17 protein-coding genes are annotated in these 22,243 nt (G+C 41.0%); 4 read left to right on the forward strand and 13 right to left on the reverse strand.

Annotated elements, in window-relative coordinates; genetic code table 11:
* Positions 1-17 precede the first annotated feature (17 nt).
* The 3 genes from DP114_RS07770 to DP114_RS07780 are packed head-to-tail and all read right to left on the reverse strand — an operon-like array spanning position 18 to position 4,952.
* Complete coding sequence (locus DP114_RS07770; protein ID WP_171975826.1) at positions 18-1,175, reverse strand: ATP-binding protein; 1,158 nt, start codon at positions 1,173-1,175, stop codon at positions 18-20.
* On the reverse strand, positions 1,172-3,583 hold the full coding sequence (locus DP114_RS07775) for a beta-propeller domain-containing protein (RefSeq protein ID WP_171975827.1): 2,412 nt from the start codon (positions 3,581-3,583) through the stop codon (positions 1,172-1,174). Before DP114_RS07775 ends, DP114_RS07770 begins: the two co-directional genes overlap by 4 nt.
* Positions 3,576-4,952 carry an XRE family transcriptional regulator gene (locus DP114_RS07780; protein ID WP_171975828.1) on the reverse strand — a complete coding sequence of 459 codons (1,377 nt, stop codon included), beginning with the start codon at positions 4,950-4,952 and terminating at the stop codon, positions 3,576-3,578. Before DP114_RS07780 ends, DP114_RS07775 begins: the two co-directional genes overlap by 8 nt.
* Before the next feature lie 428 nt (positions 4,953-5,380).
* Between DP114_RS07780 and DP114_RS07785 the strand changes: the two genes are divergently transcribed.
* Positions 5,381-5,680: a TRADD-N-associated membrane domain-containing protein gene (locus tag DP114_RS07785; protein ID WP_169267103.1), complete on the forward strand. Its 300-nt coding sequence runs from the start codon at positions 5,381-5,383 to the stop codon at positions 5,678-5,680.
* A gap of 96 nt (positions 5,681-5,776) precedes the next feature.
* On the opposite strand, the gene lgt is transcribed toward DP114_RS07785, so the two are convergent.
* The gene (lgt, locus tag DP114_RS07790) at positions 5,777-6,649 is read right to left on the reverse strand and encodes a prolipoprotein diacylglyceryl transferase (protein WP_171975829.1); all 873 of its coding nucleotides are present in this window, start codon (positions 6,647-6,649) and stop codon (positions 5,777-5,779) included.
* A gap of 373 nt (positions 6,650-7,022) precedes the next feature.
* Here lgt and coaD point away from each other — a divergent pair, with 373 nt between their 5' ends.
* Both coaD and DP114_RS07800 read left to right on the forward strand, forming a co-directional pair.
* Positions 7,023-7,517, forward strand: a complete 495-nt coding sequence (gene coaD / locus DP114_RS07795) for a pantetheine-phosphate adenylyltransferase (protein WP_169267101.1) — start codon at positions 7,023-7,025, stop codon at positions 7,515-7,517.
* Positions 7,484-8,179, forward strand: a complete 696-nt coding sequence (locus DP114_RS07800) for a DivIVA domain-containing protein (protein ID WP_171975830.1) — start codon at positions 7,484-7,486, stop codon at positions 8,177-8,179. Before coaD ends, DP114_RS07800 begins: the two co-directional genes overlap by 34 nt.
* Before the next feature lie 490 nt (positions 8,180-8,669).
* On the opposite strand, the gene DP114_RS07805 is transcribed toward DP114_RS07800, so the two are convergent.
* From DP114_RS07805 to DP114_RS07840, 8 genes are all read right to left on the reverse strand, one after another.
* Entirely contained in the window at positions 8,670-10,502 is a 1,833-nt protein-coding gene (locus tag DP114_RS07805) for a TrbI/VirB10 family protein (protein ID WP_171975831.1), read from the reverse strand.
* Positions 10,503-10,519: 17 nt separating this feature from the next.
* The gene (locus tag DP114_RS07810; RefSeq protein ID WP_370469282.1) at positions 10,520-11,200 is read right to left on the reverse strand and encodes a hypothetical protein; all 681 of its coding nucleotides are present in this window, start codon (positions 11,198-11,200) and stop codon (positions 10,520-10,522) included.
* Positions 11,201-11,210: 10 nt separating this feature from the next.
* On the reverse strand, positions 11,211-12,035 hold the full coding sequence (locus DP114_RS07815) for a hypothetical protein (protein ID WP_171975833.1): 825 nt from the start codon (positions 12,033-12,035) through the stop codon (positions 11,211-11,213).
* Between the two features lie 221 nt (positions 12,036-12,256).
* Positions 12,257-13,306 (reverse strand): hypothetical protein, encoded by a 1,050-nt coding sequence (locus tag DP114_RS07820; protein ID WP_169267096.1) that lies wholly within the window; start codon positions 13,304-13,306, stop codon positions 12,257-12,259.
* 30 nt (positions 13,307-13,336) lie between these two features.
* The gene (locus DP114_RS07825) at positions 13,337-14,278 is read right to left on the reverse strand and encodes a hypothetical protein (protein ID WP_211178623.1); all 942 of its coding nucleotides are present in this window, start codon (positions 14,276-14,278) and stop codon (positions 13,337-13,339) included.
* A 443-nt stretch (positions 14,279-14,721) separates the two neighbouring features.
* Positions 14,722-17,469 carry a hypothetical protein gene (locus DP114_RS07830; protein WP_171975834.1) on the reverse strand — a complete coding sequence of 916 codons (2,748 nt, stop codon included), beginning with the start codon at positions 17,467-17,469 and terminating at the stop codon, positions 14,722-14,724.
* Positions 17,417-17,794, reverse strand: a complete 378-nt coding sequence (locus DP114_RS07835; protein ID WP_169268394.1) for a hypothetical protein — start codon at positions 17,792-17,794, stop codon at positions 17,417-17,419. Before DP114_RS07835 ends, DP114_RS07830 begins: the two co-directional genes overlap by 53 nt.
* Before the next feature lie 14 nt (positions 17,795-17,808).
* The gene (locus DP114_RS07840) at positions 17,809-18,372 is read right to left on the reverse strand and encodes a hypothetical protein (protein ID WP_169268393.1); all 564 of its coding nucleotides are present in this window, start codon (positions 18,370-18,372) and stop codon (positions 17,809-17,811) included.
* Positions 18,373-19,024: 652 nt separating this feature from the next.
* On the opposite strand from DP114_RS07840, the gene DP114_RS07845 reads away from it, so the two are divergent.
* Positions 19,025-21,385: a PhoX family protein gene (locus tag DP114_RS07845; RefSeq protein ID WP_171975835.1), complete on the forward strand. Its 2,361-nt coding sequence runs from the start codon at positions 19,025-19,027 to the stop codon at positions 21,383-21,385.
* Between the two features lie 94 nt (positions 21,386-21,479).
* Here the strand turns inward: DP114_RS07845 and DP114_RS07850 are convergent, their stop codons facing one another.
* Complete coding sequence (locus DP114_RS07850) at positions 21,480-22,049, reverse strand: group I truncated hemoglobin (protein ID WP_171975836.1); 570 nt, start codon at positions 22,047-22,049, stop codon at positions 21,480-21,482.
* Between the last annotated feature and the right edge of the window lie 194 nt (positions 22,050-22,243).

Raw genomic sequence — 22,243 nt, forward strand, 5'->3', positions numbered from 1 at the left:
AGACGGGGAAAATTAGCTCAGCATTCTCCATTTGTCTTACTAATTTGCTTTGCCAACCAAAGCCGGAAGTGGGAATGGTAGAAGCTGTAACGGGTTTCTTTACCGATGCGGTGCTGCTGTAGAAACTCAAGCCAATTTTCAAGAATTTCTTCTACATCATATTCATCTTCGGCTATTGCCTGACTAATCCCTTTTGCTGAAATTTCTCCAGTTTCCGCACAAGTGAGGACACTCAGCACTTTCAAAACCAAATCAGATAAACCCTCACTTTTCATTTTCTGCCAATGCTGCTGGTAATATGCCTCTAAACCTGGGGGAATGCAATCAAATTGGTAGGGTTGGGAGTCAAAATCCTCAGCGATCGCATTCAAAGTATGGTGCAGGTACATAAAATTATTTTCGCTTGCCGTGGTGAGGCGAGAAACGAATTTTGATCTGTTTTCCAACTCCTCCTCTGTGAGGGGAGATGAGGTCTCTTTATTAGGGAAGAGGTAATGGTTTGCTTGAATATACGCTTGCACATCTTCGCGGTTTTCTTCTGGATACTCCGATAAATCAAGTATTTGTGAAGGTGCTTCTATTAACAAACCAGATTTTTCTCTTTTGAAGGGACGGCGAGTGAGAAGAAAATAGACTCTATCCGGCAGATATCTGGGAAGATAAAACAGATTTGTACCTGGGGGTTGGCTGTTAGGGTCAATCGCGTCTAAGGCATCAATAGCGATTATCAGCCGTTGTGGTGGTTCTAGGCGATCGCTGATTTTTTGCAGCAGGAGTGAGAGAAACCAACTTCCCTGTGTGGCGTTGTCGGGTAAAACATCCACGTCTGTAGAGGATGAAGAATATTGTGCGCCTACGTCCGGGTAATGATGAATTAATTGAGTGCAGATGTTTCTGAGAAATTCCTCAGCCCTACTTTTACCGACGATTTGGGCATTGTAATAAATAACGTGGTAATTTTCCGTCACGTACTTGGCAACTATACCACTTTTACCGCTACCAGGAACACCAACAATGGTGAAGTAACCGCGCTTGTGACGGTGGAGAAATTCGGTGATGGCGGTGAAGATAAATTCACGACCGATAAAATTTTGGCTTTTTTCGAGAATGATTTGTTGAAACTCGGTTGGGTAGGAGGTGGAATTGATGAGGGTTTGGGAAGGTGGGGTTTTCATGGTTTCGCCTCAATGCCTTTTAGGCGGAGGAAATGCAAGCGTCCGGATTCTTCACCTGCTACGATTGTTACGCCATCAGATGCAACAGCGCAGCATTTGATTTCACTTTCTCCTGTGAAAGAGGCAATTATTTCTCCAGATTCCAGATTCCAAACTTGGAGAGTTTTGTCAAGTGATGTAGAAACGACCTGTTTGCCACATGGTGTAACTGTTACAGTACTTATCGATTTATTATGACCTCTAAAATTGAAAATTTCTTTTCTATTTTCCAAATCCCAAACTTTGATAGTTTTATCATCAGAACCAGAAATTATCCATTTATCATCAGGTGTGACAGCCAGAGTATTTACCGAAGCGCTATGACCAGTAAGAGTGAAACATTCCTTCTCAGTTTCTAGATTCCAAACTTTGAGAGTTTTGTCCTCCGAGGCAGAAACCAAGTACTTACCATTTAAGGTGATGGCTACAGCAGTTACCGACTCACTATGACCTCTAAGAGTAAAGATTTGTTTTTTATTTTTAATATTCCAAATTTTTATACTTTTGTCTTTACAACCAGTAACTATTCTTTTTCCGTCTGTAGTTACTGTTAAAGATATTACTTCACTACTCTCTATGAAAAGTAGAATTATTTTTCCTATTAAATATAAAAATAAACCTACCAAACTTAACGTAAAGTAATGATGGAATAGCATGTATAAAAAAATACTTAAAAAAGTTTCATCTATAAATTTTAAGAAGACAAATAATTTTACTAAAATCAAGGAAAACACAACATCAAATCTTCTAAATAAGGTTTTCCTAAAAAGAGGTTTTTGTGATTGTGTTAGATCGATAACGTTAAGGTTTTTGTCCTCAGAATAGGTAATTAAGCTATTTCCATCCGTGGTTAAGGTAATAGCTTTAATTGCACTATTTTTGGATAAAAGGTATGACTGTTTTCCGTCTAAATTCCATAATTTGAGTGTACCGTCAAGTGAACCAGAAATTACGTTTTTACCATCTCTAGTCACAGTAACTGCATTCACCGAGTTATCATGATTCTTGAATGTAAACTTTTCTTCCCCAAACTGCAAATACCAGACCTTGAGTGTACCGTCAAATGAACCAGAAATCACGTATTTGCTATCAGTACTTACAGTGACTGCATTCACCGAGTAACTATGACCATTAAGGGTAAACTTTTCTTTCCCAGACTGCAAATCCCAGACTTTGAGTGTTTTATCACTGGAAGCAGAAATTACGTATTTGTTATCACTAGTGACGGTGACTGCATTCACTGAGTAACTATGACTATTAAGGGTAAACTTTTCTTCCCCAGACTGCAAATCCCAGACTTTGAGTGTTTTGTCACTGGAAGCAGAAATCACGTATTTGTTATCACTAGTGATGGTGACTGCATTGACCGAGTCAAAATAACCACTGGTAGTGAACTTTTCTTCCCCAGACTCTAAATTCCAGACTTTGAGTATACCGAATCTGGAACCGTAACTGGAACCGAAAATCAAGTATTTGCCATCACTTGTGACGGCGACTGCTTTAACCGATAAATTCTGACTGCTGAGGGTAAATTTTTCTTTACCAGACTGCAAATCCCAGATCTTGAGTGTTTTGTCAGTGGAACCAGAAATCACGTATTTGCCACGCAGTGTAACTGCAATGGCATTTACAGAGTCACTATGACCGCTAAGGGTAAATTTTTCTTTACCAGACTGCAAATCCCAGACTTTGAGTGTTTTGTCACTGGAAGCAGAAATCACGTATTGACAATCTGGTGTGACGGCGACTGCATCCACCGACCCTACATGACCACTCAAGGTAAACTTTTTTTTCCCAGACTGCAAATCCCAGACTTTGAGTGTTTTGTCACTGGAAGCAGAAATCACGTATTTGCAATCTGGTGTGACGGCGACTGCATTAACCGAGTGACTATGACCGGTGAGGGTGCGAACTAACGCGCCACCAGGAGGAGTTAAGCTAGCTGTCAGGGGACGTAACCAAGTGATTTTGGTTTGCGATATTTGTTGCAGCAATCCTTGAATTTCTGGTGCATCAAAGTGCAGCAAACGCCCTGACAATTGCCCTCCTAGTTGCTTTGTATCTTCATTTAAAATATGTGCTGAGAGTCGCAACGCCCCTTGAATTAATCTCAGCGCTTTAACAGTTTGGGCATCGTATTCTGAGTAAGTTAAGAATTCTGTATCATCAATCAAATCATAATCTTCAATCAGCGCCTGCACACCAAATTTAGGATGATTAATTTTTGCTTCTATAAAGTCAAAATCAGTCAGCAGACGGCAGAGTTTCTTAACTTGACCACCTTCTAACCACAAACGTGGAACTTCACTCAAGAAAAGTTCTCTTTCTTCCGATGACTTCTCAGCTAACCAGGCGCGAAGATTACTCATAGCCAAAAAGTCCTTCTGTCATATTATCGGCAACTTCAGCGCTGATATCTGGTAAATTCACCCCCGCCGCTTGCACAATATCCTGACGATGCAAAAAATCTCGGAAACTTTCGTGATAAAACCTGTAGCGCGGTGGTTGATAATTTTCCTGTTTCTGCAAAAACTGCGCCCAGCGATCAAGAACTTCCTGCACAGTCAACTCATTCTGCTTAGAATATTTGGCAACCACTGCACGGGAAGCCGCGCTACGTAAAGCACACATCACATAAATAATCTTGATTTTATTTTTCGGTAAAGGCTTGGTTGTCATGCCCATGATTTCCCAGTGGCTGTAATAATATCCTTCTAAACCTACAGGTAATTCATCCAGAGGTTTATTTTCGTAAAAACCATTAGCCATTGCTGGTAATACACAGCGCAAATACATAAAATTATTTTCGCTTTTTGTGGCGACTTCTTCCACAAAGTCAGGATTAGAGAGATTTTGCTTTTGAATCCACTGACTCAAGCCCTGTTGATATTCTTTATCATTGAGCAATAGCCAAATATATTCTTTCACATCTTGGCTACTTCTATCGGCGTAGTCTCTTAAGTCCAATTCCTTAGTAGAAACGCTGGGTGAAACATTCAACCTTTTCTCATTTTGGTTATACGGTCTTCTTGTCAGCAGAAAGTAAACCCTTTCTGGAAGAATAGTAGGTAAATATAAAAGATTTCCGGTCGATTCTTGGTCAACTTCGTCGAGTGCATCAACAACAATTATCAGGCGTTCACCAACACCAATTCTTTCACTAGCTTTGATCAGCAAAGTTGATAAATCAGCATCTGCTGCATCCTGCAATTGGTAACGACTCATCAATTGTTCGCGAATTTTTTTCAGGAACAATTCCGGGCGATTCATGCCCTCAGCGCGAATATTGAAAAAGCAAATCGCTGCTGGGTTGTCTAATACGTACTTGGCGGCGATCGCACTTTTCCCCATTCCTGCATCACCCACGACAGTAAAGTAGCCGTTGGGGTTTTTGCTGAAAAACTCTTCAATAGCATCAAAGACAAATTTTCTACCACTAAATGACTCTGTTTTATCTTTTATTAATCGTTCAAATTCTGGCGGTATTTGCTGCGGATTCCAATCTTTAGGATCAACGATATCAGTTGGTTTAATATCTAAAACTTTGGCTATACTTTCAACTTGCCTTCTTTCAACTCCATTCAGGTAGTCTTTTGTACCTAATAAACGTTTAATTGTGTCCTGAGAAACTTTTGCTTTTTCTGCAAGCTTCTCTATAGTCAAACCCGCTTCTTTGTAAGCATTTCTGAGTCTAATTTTGCCTTCTTCGCTAGATTGAACCTTATCCGATTGCAGCATAGATAAAAGAGATTGATGAATCCAGATATTTAATAATGTGATAGCTCAGATATTGCACCTGCTTTCTCGTCCGCCTATAAATGAATTTCTAGGCTCAAAGGTCAAGTAAGCTAAAGCTCACTGAATATATATTTCAGTCCGTTTTAACGGACTTTGGCTATGAGCCTTGAAATTTATTTCAAGGCGTACTCACCAGTGAGATACAAGATCTAAGATAACTAATCTTTAATTTACCTGTGTAGGGCAGTTAGGTTTTATTCACTTGCCCCATCTGCCCCAAAACATAGGGCAAATCATAACTTTACACTCAACCTATCTGCTCTCGAATTTGAATTGTTGCCTCTACATAATACGAATATGCAAGTTTAAAAAACCTTGCGCTTACCACTCAATCAACACACAACACATACCACAAAAGGCAACAACTCATGAACTTCAATATTTCTTCTAAACCACAACCCAACAATAATGAAGCTGCACAAGAGATGAAAAAAAATATAATTGAAGAATTATTACGCCAAGCACGTCTCACCTTCAACCTTGCTTTAAGCGTAACCGCAGCATCTGCGATGATGACATTATCTGGTGTAGGACTTCTCTATTTAAATAAAGTACCAGAAGCCAGCCTCACCACAGGGGCAGGAATTCTTGCCAGTATTAGCAGCGTTCAGTTTGCCAAAGATGCAAAACAAGAACTGTGCGAGATGGTAGACAAGTTAGAGGAATAATCTTAGAAGTTGAATGAGTTCTTTGAGGCGGTGATACCGCCCCGAAGCCACCAATACCGGACGAAAAACGTGGGGAAGAGTGGCTTCCCCATTCCTTTACCGCCTCTGTCTATCTTCTTGAGGGCTAGAAATGACATCTGGTAAAGGACGTTTGGCAATGTAAAGCCAAGCTAACCCAGCTAAACCGAAGATTATTCCCAATAAACTCACAACTTGTGCTATTCGTAAAGGCCCAAGCATCAAACTATCCGTCCGCAGACCTTCTATCCACAGGCGTCCTAAGCTGTAAGCTGCCAAGTAAACTAGAGACAGCGTACCTGTTTTCAAAGCTGGTTTACCTGACAAACTTCTAAAAAATAAAGTGATCAGCAAGGCGAAGACCATAAGATCCCACAAAGATTCATAAAGAAAAGTGGGATGGAAAAACTCAAAATTAGCCAGTTCTGGGGGACGGTGTTCTGGTGGAATATGTAGCTTCCAAGGTACATTTGTCGGACTGCCAAATGCCTCAGAGTTGAAGAAATTGCCCCAACGTCCTATTGCTTGACCTAAAATCAGCGAAGGAGACACCAAGTCAGCCAATTGCCAGAAAGAAATCTGTTTTAATCTGGCGAATATTAATGCTGCGGTAACACCACCGATAATTGCTCCATGAATTGCTATGCCTCCCTGCCAAATAGCAATAATCCGTTCTGGGTGCTGGGCATATTCTGACCATTGAAACAAAACGTAATATATCCGTGCTGCTGGAATTGCCCCAATCACCAGCCAAATTGATAAATCGCTAATTAAATCTGGATTAACGTTACGGTGCTTAGCCAGTTTTTGGGAAAGCCAAACGCCAATCAATACTGCTGTCGCAATCAATAAGCCATACCAACGGATTGTTAATGGTCCTATTTTCACCAGAATTGGTCCTGGAGAAGAAAATTCAAATGCCAAGGGCAAGGTGGAAATATCCAGTGCCATGTAAAAGTACCTAGAAGACTAAAAAAAGGTAATGTAGATTTAAGTTGTGCTTGTTAACAGCGCCCTACGGACAGCGATTGCAACCGGTTACGGATGAAAGAAACACTCTTAACAGGGAACACGGGAACGACAGTCAAAAATTGTTGCAAAAGCCAAACTATTGATTTTAGATCGCTGTGAGTAGAAAAGGCAGTAGAGGTAGTGTATTTATCCAGAATTTTATTTTGAAAGTAGATAAATAAAACTATGGCAGTAAGTGTGCTAAAGCTTAAAAAGATTAACATATTGAATTTCTAACTGAGAACTTGTACTTTGTTACAAATCACGATTGGTTAGATATAATCACCTAAACAACTGTGAGGCATCTGTGATCATGATTGCCATTTATCCAGGAAGTTTCGATCCTGTTACCTTAGGACATCTTGACATTATCCAACGCGGCAGTCGTTTGTTTGCTCAAGTGATTGTCGCGGTATTGCGGAATCCAAACAAAACTCCGCTGTTTACAGTGGAAAGACGGCTAGAACAGATTCGTCTGTGTACAAAACATCTCACGAATGTGGAGGTAGACGCTTTTGCTGGTTTGACTGTAAAGTATGCCCAAATGCATGGTGCACAAGTGCTATTGCGCGGTTTACGAGCAATTTCTGACTTTGAGGTAGAACTTCAGATGGCTCACACAAATAAAACCCTTTCTCATGATATAGAAACCGTTTTCTTAGCAACGTCAAATGAATATAGTTTTTTAAGTAGTAGTGTGGTGAAAGAGATTGCTAAGTTTGGTGGCTCTGTTGATCATCTTGTCCCCCCGCACGTTGCTTTAGATATTTACCAATGCTACGCCCAAAACCATCCCGTATCGAACTAAATCAAAACGGAAGCACTCCTCCTCCGCAAGAGTATCCTGCTGGAATATCGGATAATCCAGATGCTACACGAACAACAAGTGTAGATATACAGATGGAACTCAACCGCTTGGAGGAGATGATTCTTGCTGGTTTCAACATTCCACTGACGCGACGCACGATAGTAGATGAAGACAAGCTGCTTGATCAGCTTGATGAAATACGGCTTTCTTTACCTGAAGTTTTTCAGGAAGCAGCAACAATTATCCAACAAAAGGAAGATATTCTCCTGGAAGCAGAAGAATATGGACAACAAATTGTTGATGCAGCGCAAGCCAAGCGATCGCAAATCTTGGATGAAAGCGACATTATCATACAAGCAGAACGGGAAGCCGCTGAACTGCGGCGACAAGTTCAACAAGAATGTGAGCAGATGATGCAAGACACTCTTGAAGAAATTGACCGCAAACGACGCGCCTGTCAGCAAGAAATAGAGGAAATGCGGCATCAAGCTGTTGCAGAAGCAGAAGCAGTTGAACAAGGTGCTGATGACTACGCTGACGGTGTACTAGAAAATATTGAGCAGAATCTTCAGGATATGTTGCGAATCATCCGTAACGGACGTCAACAACTACTACCAGAAGCTTCTAATGATGATAATTCTCAATTTCCTAAAAAAAAATAATTCTAAATTATAGTTTCTTGATCTCTCAGCTTTCCACGGTTCAAAAGCCAACTATGCCATATTATCAGGATGAGCAGACTATGACTACCGACGACTAATATAAAGTTTATTTTTTACCATAAACAGACACTTCTGTCAAAGCAAATTATGGAAGCTAGTAGGTTGGGGAGCCACCGCCGGGGAGGGGTTCCCCGGCTTGAGGCGAGTGGCGTTTGACGCTGCGGTTACCTGAGATCTTGCACAATTCTCACACCTTGCATTCTCGTCCGCCTGGGATTGAAATCCCAGTCTCATAGCAAAAGTCGTCTAAAGACGACTGCATAAGCTTTGAAGTCTACTAAAGTAGACTTGGGCTGTGAGCCTCGGAATTAATTCCGAGGCGGTCAAAATGGGCTAACTCTTAACTTGCACATTTTAGAACGGTTATACAGTAAGGCTTTGAGAAACATCAAAAATCGTATACTTAAGTACCTAAGTCAATTGAGAGGAACTAAAACCGCGTTATTTGATTAGCAACGACTTCAACCTGTGTACCCGCTGGCAAATACCAAACGTTACTTTTTTGAATCATCTCGTTGATTGCTTGTTGGTTGCGCTGGTTCAGTTGGGGTACCAGGGCATTCATACCGCCTTCTAAAACTGCAGCAGGGATGTTTCTTTCTTGTTTAGTTTCGCTACAGCTTTGTGGGAAGGATACTGGGTCACCATTTCGATTAGTGTAGATAGTAGAACCACAGTTTGGATTAATTCTTGTCTCAGGACGGTTAAGTACCTCTCCTATTTTCCCAGCACCTCCCAAACCGAAGATAAATGTATCCATACCTGAGATCTTTCCAGATTTATCAGGATATTTCTTGGCAAGTAAAGGTCTTCCGCCAGGTGCACGAACTTTCATTGCACTTTGACTTAGGCGAGTTTCTGTGAGATTACTTTTATTTTGAGAAATAACTGAAACGACTGTTAGGTTAAACATTCCGGTTTCAGAAACTTGATCAAGTTGAGCTAATAATTCAGTATTTGCAGGTAGTGCGATCGCCCCATCTATAGACTTCAATGGTTGCTGCAGACGCACGACAAATTGACTATCATTTTTATTATTATTGTTATTACTATTACTACTATAATTACTATTACTTCCTATTCTATTTGCTTCCCCAAATATAGCCGTTGCTAACACAGCTTTGGCACTAGTACCCACTGCAATAGATTTACCAGTATACTGAGTAGTCTGGTTTGTTGTTTCTGGTGTCTGTTGAGGATTTGCTGTTGTATTTGTCCGATTTGGAACAGGTAAAGTTTGTAGATTATCTCTAGCCCTGGAATTTAATTCAGAACCCAAAGTAGATGGAGGGGAATTTGCTACTCTTGGTAGGTTTGGTGTTGGAGTGGAAGTGGGTGTTGGAGTGGGAGTGGCTGTTGGGGTGGGAGTGGGTATTGATAAAGAGAAGGGAATTTGTGCTAAATCCGATGGCTTTAATCCTGGAGTTGATAACTCAAAGGATGGAGATATTGAAGGTTTGGCTGTTGGTTGAGGAGGCTGAGGACGCACAGTAGGCTGAGTAGGTTGAGGAGGTTGAGTATAAGTTGGTTTTGGCTGCTGCGCTACAACACGTTGAGGAACTCTGACAATTCGTTCGACAACACGAGGTACGTAAACAGTCTGCGCTGGTGTCGGTACTCTTTGGATCACCACGCGCGTGACAGTTTGTGGTCTAATTCTTGGTTGTGCTGGAGTTGGTTTTGGCTGAGTTTGAGTAGGTCTTACAGTTTTTAACTGAAGCTGTGCTAATTTTACAGCTTTTGCTTGTTCAGCTAATGCTAGTTTTGTTTTTAAGATCTCAATTTCTTGTTGCGGTTTTAATTGCTCTATTTTGTTCGATTCATTCTCTTTACGAGTTATTTGTGGAAAATTCTTCGGCGTTTGTTTGTTTGTTCCACTCATAAGTTGAGTGAGAAACGCACCTGCTACCAAAGCCACACTTAGGGTAGCAGCACCCACCACACCTACCTTGGCAAAAGGGTTAGATGACAATGCTTGTTTTGTTTTCTGTGACGATGGATGAGAAGGTGGTGGTTCGTCAGGATTAGTACTTGGAGTCTCTGAAGGACTGCTTTCTGGATGAGATGGAGGAAACTGTTCTTCTAAACCAACTAAATTAGCCATCCGTTGATGCCAATCTGATGGTTGTACTTCATGCGAAGGATGATTGTTAGATTCAGGCTGTGAATTATTATGGTTGTTATGATTATTATGACCGTTATGATTTTTATGATTGTTATTGTTAGAATTATTAGAATTATGAGAGTTCGGTAAGTTGTTCATTGGTGTCTTTCCTTTCGCTAGGGGCATTTTTTTTGTTGAATGTCACAAATATTCGCAATTTCTAACCTCGCTTCATTAAGACGGTATATTGCTGAGTATAAAGGATTTTCTACATTCGGGATAGAAATGGCTTGTGTATCTAACGCCCGAATCAATATTTTCTTATTAAAAGGAATTGCCTCCCCGTCTTTGCTATTATAACCCGCGAAAATCAAGCGATTCGCAACGATTTCTAATTGCCATTGACCATCTGCTATTTTTTCGGGTTGAGAAATTCTGCGAATCAATAATAAGCTTTCTGCATTTCCACCAGGATTGGCTAAAACACCTTTAGGAATTCCTTGTGTCGTTTCCACTTCAAATTTTCGCCTCATATCACCAGATAAAAGTTCGGAAGTTGCTTGCCAAACTATTTGCGGTGGTTGTTTGTCTGACCAAGTAAACATCATGGTCATTGTTTCACCAACAAAACGCCGAATCGTTTCTGGATTGCGTTCTAAATTTTCTTGGGAACCTATTGTTATGGCACGACCATCAACAAGTTGCACTAAACTTTGTGGTAATTGACCACTCAGCCTTTTGAGCATAGACTGGTGAAACATCAGCAACAATATAGTTAACACATTCAACCCAAATGTTGCGACAACGAACACAGGCAGAAAATTATTTTTCTTATTGTTTTGATTAAATAGCATTATCTTGTTCTACCTATCGTGTAAAGCTACCAGAATTAAGAATATCTCCACAGCGTTGAGACTGACTTTTTGACGAAGAATCATAACCATTTGTTAGACAGAAATCACTGACTTCGTAAATTTCTAACTTTTGGGCGCGGACACTATAGACAGCTTTCTGCAATGGAGTCAGACCGTTTGATAGAGGATGTCCATAAGAATCTACAGTTCTTACTAAAAAATCCTTATTAAAAGGAGTTAATAACTTTTTATTGTCAGTACGTCTCACCTGCACAATATTAGCAACCATACCAACTCGCCATTGACCTGGTGCGATTTTTTCAGGAGGATAAACCCGTTGGATAACTAACTGTCCTGTTAAAGCTTGCTTATTGTTTTGAGAAAAAATTTCTAGCGGTGTCATATCCGCAATTTGTGCCAAAAAACCTCCACGAAAATCTTCGGAAAGTGCAAAACTCGCTACCCAACTACTGGTCGAAACTTTTTTTGTCAAACCTTGTAAAGTCTTAACAGGTATTCCAGCATCAGTTTTAGGGTTAGTTGCTTCTTCAACAGTTGCTGCTGGAAGTGTTCCAGACCAGTTGAACGTAGCCGCCATTGTTTTAGCAACAAATTGGCGAATGACTTCCGGTTCTCGTTCGAGAGTGTCAGTTTGAGAAACTACTTTACCATCAACAAGTTGGACAAACGTCAGAGGTTTTTTATGAATGAGACCGTAGATACGTAAACCTTCAAATAATAAGAAAATTGCTGCCAATAAATGTAAACTGAAGGTAAAAATAGCAAATAGCGTTAAAAGATTGACAGAGGACTTCTTTTCTTGTAATAACTTGGTCATAATGCTAGTTACCTAGTGGTTATTTCATTCTTCTAGCCCCATAGCCCACCCGGAAATGAATTTCCCGGCTCATAATTCAAGTCCCAATACGGTTCGATTAGCTTGTTTATCTGAAGGGAGATCCCCCCAACCCCCCTTACAAAGGGGGGCTCTTTTACCTATTTATCCCCTTTTTAAGGGGGTCGCCGCAAGCGGGGGGATCTTATCCGAACCGAACTTTTCTAAACTTTTTCCTGTACCCATACAGCAGTATTGCTGATGCCGTTGAAAACGGCAAATCCTCCAGCAGCAGCCAAAGCTAAAGACATAATCGGTGCGAGAACTCCTAACAGAATCAAAAACCACATTAAGTCTGGATCAGCATTGAGATTTTGCGCAGGACCATTCACAATCACTGCGGCTGATATTACAGCAACAATATTGAAAGAAATCTTGGCAATACCCATAGACAGTAATCCCGTAAGCCATGCAAAAATTGGTTTACCAGCCACTGGTAACAAAGACCCTCCTACTGCTACAGGTCCTAAAGCTGCTATCAGTAACATTGCCACTTCTATTAAGTTTTGAAAAGCAGACTGTAAGGAAACTAAAAGATTTTTGATAATTGTTTGAGTTGTGGAACCCAACAGAGAGTTAAAACTGAATTCTGCTACATTACCAGGGGTGACCACTATCTGACTAACTTTCAGATCAAGTCTGTCTATCCAAGGTTGGAGACCGTATGTATTTCTGTACTGTTGCAAGAGGACATCTATTTTTTCCTTTGCTTTAATCAAACAATTAATTTGTTGTTGACCTGTCAGAGACTGACAAGGACGCAATAAACCACCAACAACTTCTTCAGCAACAGTCATATTCAGTGCTTGCTGATAAGTTTGATTGACATCAGCTGCTTCTACAACTTGCTGATTGATTGTGTTGAGAAAATCTCTTAATCCCAGTGTCAAATTAGACAGTGCAGTGCCATTGCCCGGATTAGCGAGTAAGATGACTACTATAAAAGGCCAAATCAAAGCCGATAGAGGACGAGAATATTCATTATTCAGGACATCTCTAATCCATTGCGCCATGAAGAAAAGCAAAGTTCCTACGGCAAAGAAAATACCTAAATTGGTGAGTGCACCGTATAAGTTATTATTCGTGTTATTTTGTAATAAATCAATCCATTGTTTATCCCAACCCTCAGCAATAGTTTGTGCAGTCACGACACCATTTGTTAAAACATTACTGGTGTCTAGTTGAGAAAAAAGATAGAGATGAGAAAGCCACATTTTTTCACCATCACTTGAGCTTGATTTATTCTATGGTGTTGTCAAGGGGGAAGGGATATTCTCTGAGGAAGGAGGATTAGTTTCTGTAGGAGAAGGATTAGTTTCTGAAGCAGGAGGATTACTTTCTGAACCAAGATTAGTTTGTAAAGGAAGAGGATTAGCGCTTTTTCTAAACAAATCTGTTTGAGAAGTGACTCGCAAAAGTCGTGCGACTTCTGCTGATGTACCCACTCTTCTGGCACGATTGGCCTCATTCATTTGCTGGGAGATATCTGCTAAATTCAAGTTGGAATATTGGATGTCATTACGCAGTTGGATTGTGTTTCCTAGGGTTTCACCTGTTATCTTGGTTTGTTCTCTTTGAATATTGATATTTTGAAATTCTGATTCTGCTATACTCCTCATGATCGGAACTAGCTGTGGTACCGCTGCTGTTAGAGCAGCCATACCCTCCAGACCGGAAGAAGGCATATCCGGTGGTAGTTGTTGGTACTGATTCCGAGCTGTATTAGCAGCTCTATTGCTCTGCTGAATAGCTTTCTCAGTATCCTGTAACTTACCTTTTAACCGAGTTTGTCCATCTCTCCCAAAAACACCTTCAACTGCACCACGGGTAATATATCGATTAATTTCACTACTCACTTCTTTACCATATACTGCTGGATTATTCTCAAATTTATCCGAAATAGAGTACTGAGTAATCTGGTCGCGAGTATACTGACTAGCATAATTAGGATTAGGAAGATTGAGATCACCTGATGAACTTGTGATTGCTGATTGTGTCTGAAGTTCTACAGGGTTTAAAGTCTCGGAAATATTGTTTGTAATATAATTTGTAAAATCAGTTGTGTACAATTGAAAATCAGTCCAAACGGTTCCCAATTCTGCTATGGCTGGTAAGGTTCCTAAAAATGCCACGGCAAAAAAAGAAGTCATGATGATTTGAGGTTTGGCAATTTTTTTGAGCATCATATTAGCTTCGGTTTAATGACTTGCTATTCTCTTGGTGGATGTTTGAGAAGTGTTTTTCTGTCATTATGAGTGAAACACATTGGTGTGAATTTAAGTTCAAAGGTTTATACCGCGTTGGTTTTACCTCACCCTGCCCTGTCGGGCATCCCTCTCCTTATCAAGGAGAGGGAAAGATTTTAGCGCAGTCGGCAGAGTGTGAAACACAGTGGTGTGAATTTAAGGTTAAAAGGTTTATGCCGCGTTGGTTTTACCTCACCCTGCCCTGTCGGGCATCCCTCTCCGCGATTTCGGAGAGGGAAAGATTTTAGCGCAGTCGGCAGAGTGTGGAACACAGTGGTGTGAATTTAAGGTTAAAAGGTTTATGCCGCGTTGGTTTTACCTCACCCTGCCCTGTCGGGCATCCCTCTGCGCGATTTCGGAGAGGGAAAGATTTTAGCGTCACATCAATAACCACGAATTGAGCCGATCAATTGACGCGCAAAATGAGAAACAGCCTCAAATTTATCTCCATATCGTTGCATTGCTTGATTACGTGCAGCTTGTTCATCAGGATTATTCGCCACGACTGCTAACTGTTCGTAGCCTGGGTAATAACGACAGTAAGTATAAACGCCATTATCATCAAGCAACCATTGACTATAAATGTCTTCTTTACGAGGGAAAAAACCTTCTGACGCATTGCGCGCAATAATTTCGCGAGGATATTTCAAGATTTCTACGAAACTATCAACAGCAACGGGTTGAATCCGACCAATTAATCTTGTTGATAAGTTTTGCAGAATCTTAGAAGAAGCTTTAGATTTGGCGATTGTATCAGGATCTTGTCCTGATAAAATAACTCTTACCCCTGCTTTTGCTCCGTTCGCGCAAAGTCTACCTACCAAATCAGAAATTTGATCGAATTCAAACAGAATTGGTGCTTCATCGATAAAGAATATGGAGGCGGGACTACTCAAAGCACGTCGCAGTGCTGCGGAATAAGCACTTAAAGACAGCAATGCTGCATCTTCGTTATCTGATAAGTTTCTCAATGCAAAAACTAACAATTGAGCATCAGTTGGAAAACTCGAAGGTGCAGAAACAGCTTGTCCGACTCGACTTTCCACCCAGAAGCGCAAACGGAGATTGATAACCTCGAGTGCATCATCAATTCTGCCACCTATACTATGCAGGTTAAGATGTTCCCGCGAACAGAAGATGAGAAAATCTTTTAAAGTTGGAGTTTTTTGCCAAGCTTCAGTCCCAAATCCTTCTAATATCGCTGCATGATAGCGCTTTTGAATTCCTTCGTCGGCGAAGAAGGTGTTTAAGGCTAAATTCAGAAGCGATCGCACTGTTTGCGCCAGCAGTTGATTACCAGTGGATGAACCCAGTACCATTGTCATCAACGCCGACTCAAGAAATGCGGCGTAGTCTTGAAAGCGTTCTCGCTGTTCTTCTTCATTCAAGAATCGCAAGTCTGGCTGTTCAAACAAATTATTGGATTGTTTGGAAATATCAAAATAAGCTCCTTTCTCTCCAACAAATTCTGTATAGTCGGTGAAGGTAGATGTACCATCTGGTTTCGGAAAGTCCAAGGCTACCACAGGCATATTGTGTGCCAAAGCCTGGGTTAAAATCCCTGACACCAAGACTGATTTACCAGCACGAGTTGTGGCAAATAACGCTAAATTTTTGTGCTGCTTAAATAAATCTAGATGAAGTGGTGTACCTCCTTCGTCAGCAATTAATTCAAAACCTGTGCGATCGCCCGCCCTCGTTGTCACCAAAGGTATCAATCCCCAAACTTCGTTTGTGAGATACAATTGACGACGGTTGAAGGGTTTGGCTAACAGTATGTCCCAAACAATTGGCAGTGTTTGCAACCAAATTCTCCAAGCATATTCCGTTTCTCGAATAACTTGTGCTGGACGTTGAAAACAGTTTTCTATATACCTGCACGCTTCATCCAATTTGTCTCGGCTTTGGCGATGAACGAGAATAGCAATCCCTGTATAAATTGGCAACGCTCCTTCATAAATTTGTTCTTGCGCCGCCACAGATTTTTTCAATTTTAATTGTGCGCCAACATCAATTGTATTACCTTTTTCTTGTGCTACTTTTGACGTTACATTCGACTGCTTCAGCACCCGTTGTAATGTCGTTTTGACTATTGCCGGGTTCGCTGCAGTTAACTCACAAAAAATCTCCGTATCTACAATTGCATCCCTAGCAACCAGTTCCCATAAATAACGCAGTTGCGATGCTTTATTCAGCCATCCTCCCGGTTTTTCTAGAAACGTCATCACACCAACATAGCGATTTTTAATATTTACCCATTCACGGTCAGCAACAGGTACATTTGACTCCATCAATAATGTGGTGCTATGGATATTTTCTAATAGTAATTTGCTGCTAGATAAATCAGAATAAATTTCTTCCTGAAGTCCCTTTTCATTTAAAACTAATAGTTGGGGAATATCTATCGGTTCAGTACTATTAAATCGTCGCCAAGCTTCCTGCCATAAATCTTTCGCAGTCAAGGCTTTAATATCCAAACCCCATTTATTAGATAAAATCTGTTCCCAACGCCGAAATCCTTCAGTATAAGCATTAGAAATCAAAGTTTCTAATCGTTGGTTTTCTCTTTCTGCTGCTTCACCTTTAAATGATAACCACCAAGACTCAGCCCTTGCCAAAAACTTCTCAATCCAATCATCAGCAGCAGAAGCATCTGGTTCTACAGTATATGTTACATACACCCGCAGAAATTTTGGTTTTCGGATACCAGCGCGAGTCAGTTGTTGTGTTCTGGCTCTTTCAGAGGTCAGCAAGTACTGTATACTAGGCGATTGAGTTTTCTGTACAAGAGATGCAAGCTCTTGTTGGCGTTTGTTATCTGTAGAAAAAGACCCCAAATGAAAAGTCACTCTTTCTTCTGGTGGAAGGTCTTTTAAACCAGCTTCTATATTGTTACAAATTGTATCTATTTGCTCTGTTCTTAAAGTGGTATGAATGCCTCTGCATTCAAATCCAAAAACAAAGCAAAATCTATCTCTTTGGCTACCTTTGGTCAAAATGTAAGCACCAACATCTCTGCCATCAACTGCAATACGCAGCATGGTGGCAAGATTTAAAGCATCTTCAAAAGGTGTTAGTCTATTTTCTTGACCTGCGATGCCTACGCTTTGTTTTCCTATTTTTTCTTTCATAGTGGAATTCTAGAAAACTTTTATAACGAGCAGTACCTCTTGTCCAGGTCGGAACACCGATAAATTTGCTCAAAAATCGCCAACTTCTACCACCTGTTAGTATCCACCAAGTTGCTATTCCCCACCCTGCAATTAAAACTGTCCACAACCATTTTTGCCATTCATCTGAGAAGACACCTCCAAAGATGCCATTCACAATCATGTAGGAAACTAGAGCTATAATTGTCCAAGGAAAAATTTGGTCAGCAGGAATTGGTCCTAAGGAAGGTTGGGTTCCCAAAATTTGGTTGACAGGTCGAAATTCTCTATCTCGCTCATCAGCCATAACAAATTCCTGACTTAATTATTATTACCAACGATAAAGCTCGTCAACACATCAGCAACAGTCACAGCAATAACTACCAACAACGGTGTTCTGGCGACGACTTGCCAATCTTCGTCTTTGCGAACGGCGTTAATCACACCAATCAGAGCAACAGCAATGTAGAGTAAGTAAAGTGCTCTTAAAACATTAAACACCAAACTCACTGCGGCTGCAGCACCGGTTTGTTGAGAACCTTGGGTTAAATTGTTTTTGAAAAATGTTTCTGCTTTTCCGAAAAATTGAGCTGCTGCTGGATCACTAAAGTAGTCTATCCAAAAGAAACTGAGTATTGCTGAAAATACCAGAGTTTGAAGTAATATGAGCCAAGGTTTCGGTAGAGCGATCGCTTGTCCTATTTGCTGAATAAATGCTACTGCGATAGTGCCCACGAGCAAGCAAAGTAGCAGACTCGGGCTTTGAGAGCAAATCACACTTAAAAAGACAGCAAAAGCAAGCAACAAGGGCACAGATGCCAACACATGAGTGAATCGGTGTTTGAGTTGATACGGTACTTTTAGCTGAGTAGATCTTAGAGGCATGGACTAACTTTCCTAACTTCTTTAACACAAACCACTTGTAGATAGTAGTTCATCTATAACTCTTTGTTGATAATTTATCATTACAATTTCAGAAATACCTTAGTTTCGCCATTAATTATTGGACACCTGTTAATTGCAAGTGCTGTATTATACACTACACAAAAGCAACTGATCAATGGCTAATATAACACACTTAATAAAAATCTTGTGTTTATGGATACGAATTCGGCTTTTCAAACTAATATCAAACTCACAAATATAGTTTCAATACATAATAAAAAACTACCAAAAACTTTTCTCAATTCACAAGTTAATTCCTAAAATAATCTTTTTTATAATTCCCAATAATTCAAACCACTCCTATTAGGTTGATGATAATCAATCAGAAAATAAACTATTATTAACTAATGCATTACCTGGTCTTAACTTAGAAATTATACATTCTCGTATATGCTCATGTTGTGTGGATTTCGTTACTAAGCTTTTTTAAAGCAGATTTCGTATCCACTGGATATTTGTTTTTTTATCTAGGCGAAACCAATGAAACCTTCGCCTAGAATTTTGCTGGAAATGATTAGGTTTTTTTGTCATCAATTTGTCTTATAAGACAACTCCTATAAAGAGTGGAGATTACACTGAAAAGGAAAATTTTATGTCTAAGTTAAATCGCAGACAAGTACTTATATTCTTTGCTGGTGCTGCTGGTGCTGTACTGGCAGATCAAGTTTTAGGTGGTACTGTTGATGCAAAAGAAGTAAAATTCGCACCTCTAGGTTTTACACCTGTACGGTTACCACATCCTCTGCCAATTTACAAGCAACAGAAGAACTACTTACCCACAGGAATCGGACAGGGAAAAACTCTTGATGCATCTGGTGATCTGAAGTTAGCTAGCTACAACGTCGTTGATGACGTTGTGGTGGCTCCAGAGTATGAACGGTACGTGATTGTTAGTTGGGGCGATCGCGTCTTCCCAAACCCCGAAGAATATTTCGGCTACAACAACGACTACACCGGCTTTGTTCCTGTTGGCAGAGGTAAAGCAGGCGATGGCTATTTGTGGGTGAATCATGAATACGTCAGCTACCCAATTTCTGGTTTAGCACCAGAAACACCTACAAATCTCAGGGAAAATCCTGGTGTCTTTGCTCAGGTGATTGGGCGCGCTTTACCTACCACCAGAAATGCTGAAGTTGATGGAGAATTTTTATACAACATCGGCGGTTCTATTGTCCGCATTTCTCGCCGTGGCAATGCTAATGGTCGTTTCTATGTTGTTAAAGATCCCAAGAACCGTCGTGTTCATGGTCTTTCTGGCTTAGGAATCAACAAAGAACGTAAAGATGGCTATGAGAAAGTCACCTCTTGGGGAGGTTTGAGTTACCAACAAGGTGATGACAAGTATCTCATTGGAACTGGACCAGCTGCGAAGGAAGTTTTTGCTCTCAGTTCTGATGGACTGGGTGAAAAAATCATTGGTACAGGGTATAACTGTTCTGGTGGTACAACACCTTGGGGTACAATCCTGTCCGGAGAAGAAAACTTTCAAGGAAGTGAAGATTTTTTTGTTGGTGTTACAGAGTCAGTTAAACCTGATGGCACCCAAACAGGCTACACCAAAGGTACTGTTGGTGAAACCTTTGGTCTAGTTGGAGAAAAATACGGATGGATTGTAGAAGTTGCTCCTGACGATCCTAATTTCCGTCCACGTAAGCATACCTGGTTAGGTCGCTTCCGTCACGAAAACGTTGGTGTCCGTGCTGAAGCGGGAAACAAGTTAGTCGCCTACATGGGAGATGACAGACGCGGCGGACACACCTGGAAATTTGTCAGCAATGGTACAATCTCCTCACTGGAAGATAGAAGCAATAGCCAGTTGTGGGAAAATGGTACTCTGTACGTTGCTCGTTTCAATCCTAATGGTAGTGGCGAGTGGATTGCTTTAAACCTACAGACTCCCACCAATCCGATTGCGCCATCAGTGATATCTTCTGTAGAATACGACGCTTTAGGCTCAGCACAAAGAGATGGACTGCTGAAACTGCCTAGACGTAAAGACATTGCTGGGCAAACAACTGATGGTGGTGCTTTTAACTGCGATCGCAAAAACGAAACAACCACCCTAGCAGATTATCAAAACAAAAAGCTTTCCGACTTCTACACCAGCCAAGGTGCTATTCTTGTTGACGTCTTCTTAGCTGCTAACTTAGCTGGAGGAACCCCCACAGCACGTCCCGAAGATTTAGAAGTACATCCACGCACCAAAGAAGTCTTTATTGCTTACACCGACGGCGCACCTGGAAGCGACGGTTACCCTGATTCGCGCATCTTCCAAGTTGCTAAGTTAAGCGCTGCACCTAATGCGACTCAACAATCTGGGGGACTCTACAAGATTATTGAGAATACTCAAGACGGTACAGGTACAACCTTCCGGTGGGAGAGATTCGCCCAAGGTGGAGAAGCTGGTTCTGAGTTAGGCGCTGGTTTTGCCAATGTGGATAACCTCGTGATTGACGAACGGGGAAATGTCTGGGGTGTGACTGACATGTCCACCGATACCCACAACGGTTTTAGTCTTGGTGCAAATCCAACTGAAAACAAGATTGACCACTCTACAACTGGTAACGTTTCCACTTTTACCGGCGTCTTCGGTAATAACTGGTTTTTCTGCATACCGACCAGTGGTCCCAATGCTGGTCAAGTCATACCCTTTGCTCAAGGTCCAGTACGCTGTGAGATGACCGGACCAACCTTAGTCGGTGATACACTGTTTCTTTCCGTACAGCATCCCGGCGAAAACTCTCCAGTTAACGATGGTACACAACTCAGTCGCAGTATCGAACTATTGGATTTGACCGGTACGACCTTCGACCAGACACGCACGGTACCCCGTGGTAGTAGCTGGCCAAGCAATATTCCTGCTAGTGATGGTGGTAGCAATCAAGCAACAGGTTTACCACGTCCAGCAGTCATTGGCATTCACCGTAAAAATTCTAAGGGCAGATTTTTATAACTGTTAACATAAGCACTAACATAAGCATGGGAGATAACTCCCATGCTCATTAAAATATAACCAAACAGATTAAGAGTGTACTATCCCTGGTTTATCACCTTTCGACAATCTCGCCTCTGAAACTATTGGCAAACGCCAGCACTTCGTCCTTCTCTGGTTGATTGACCCCATTTTTATCAAGGGCTTGTGCTATCCCATTAACAAAAGCATCATATTCAGCGTTCGTCAGACCAATTCCACTATGGGAAAGCTTCATACTCCGCCCAGTATAAACAGCAGGACCACCAGCCGCTTGGGTGAATTGATCCACCAGCAACTGACGTAGTCGCTGTTTTGAGTTGGTGCTCAAGCCAATAAAGTATTTACCAATCAGTGGGTCATTGAATACGATTTGCGCGGTATCGTCAATGACTGCAGCGATCGCATTGTAGCCTCCTAGCCTCTTATAGAGAGACTTTTCTGGTGAACGTGAATCATAGGGAGGAGCTTTTGCTAAACGTGAATCATACTGAGCTACAGCCGCTTGCGCTGTTGATAGTTGTGCTGGCGGCGTTGTCGTGGAATAAGCTAAACTAGGGGTTAATTTGAAAACAGTCACAACCACGAGTGTGATACAAGCCAATGCCAACCAGAAAGCCTTTGTGAATAGGCTTTGTATTTTCATTATGAAAACTCCTCTCTTAAGTATGGAAAAGCATGATGCTTGGTAATTTTTTTCTTACACCAGAGAAAATCCTTAGTGTAATTGCTGAAATATTACTTGCTATAAATTAAACTATATGTGCCGTGCAGTTACTATGCGCAATTTGTAAAGATTGAATGATTTATTGTAAAGATTTCGTCATCCTTTCTTTGTAT

It is taken from the genome of Brasilonema sennae CENA114, from assembly GCF_006968745.1.
GTDB lineage: Bacteria > Cyanobacteriota > Cyanobacteriia > Cyanobacteriales > Nostocaceae > Brasilonema > Brasilonema sennae.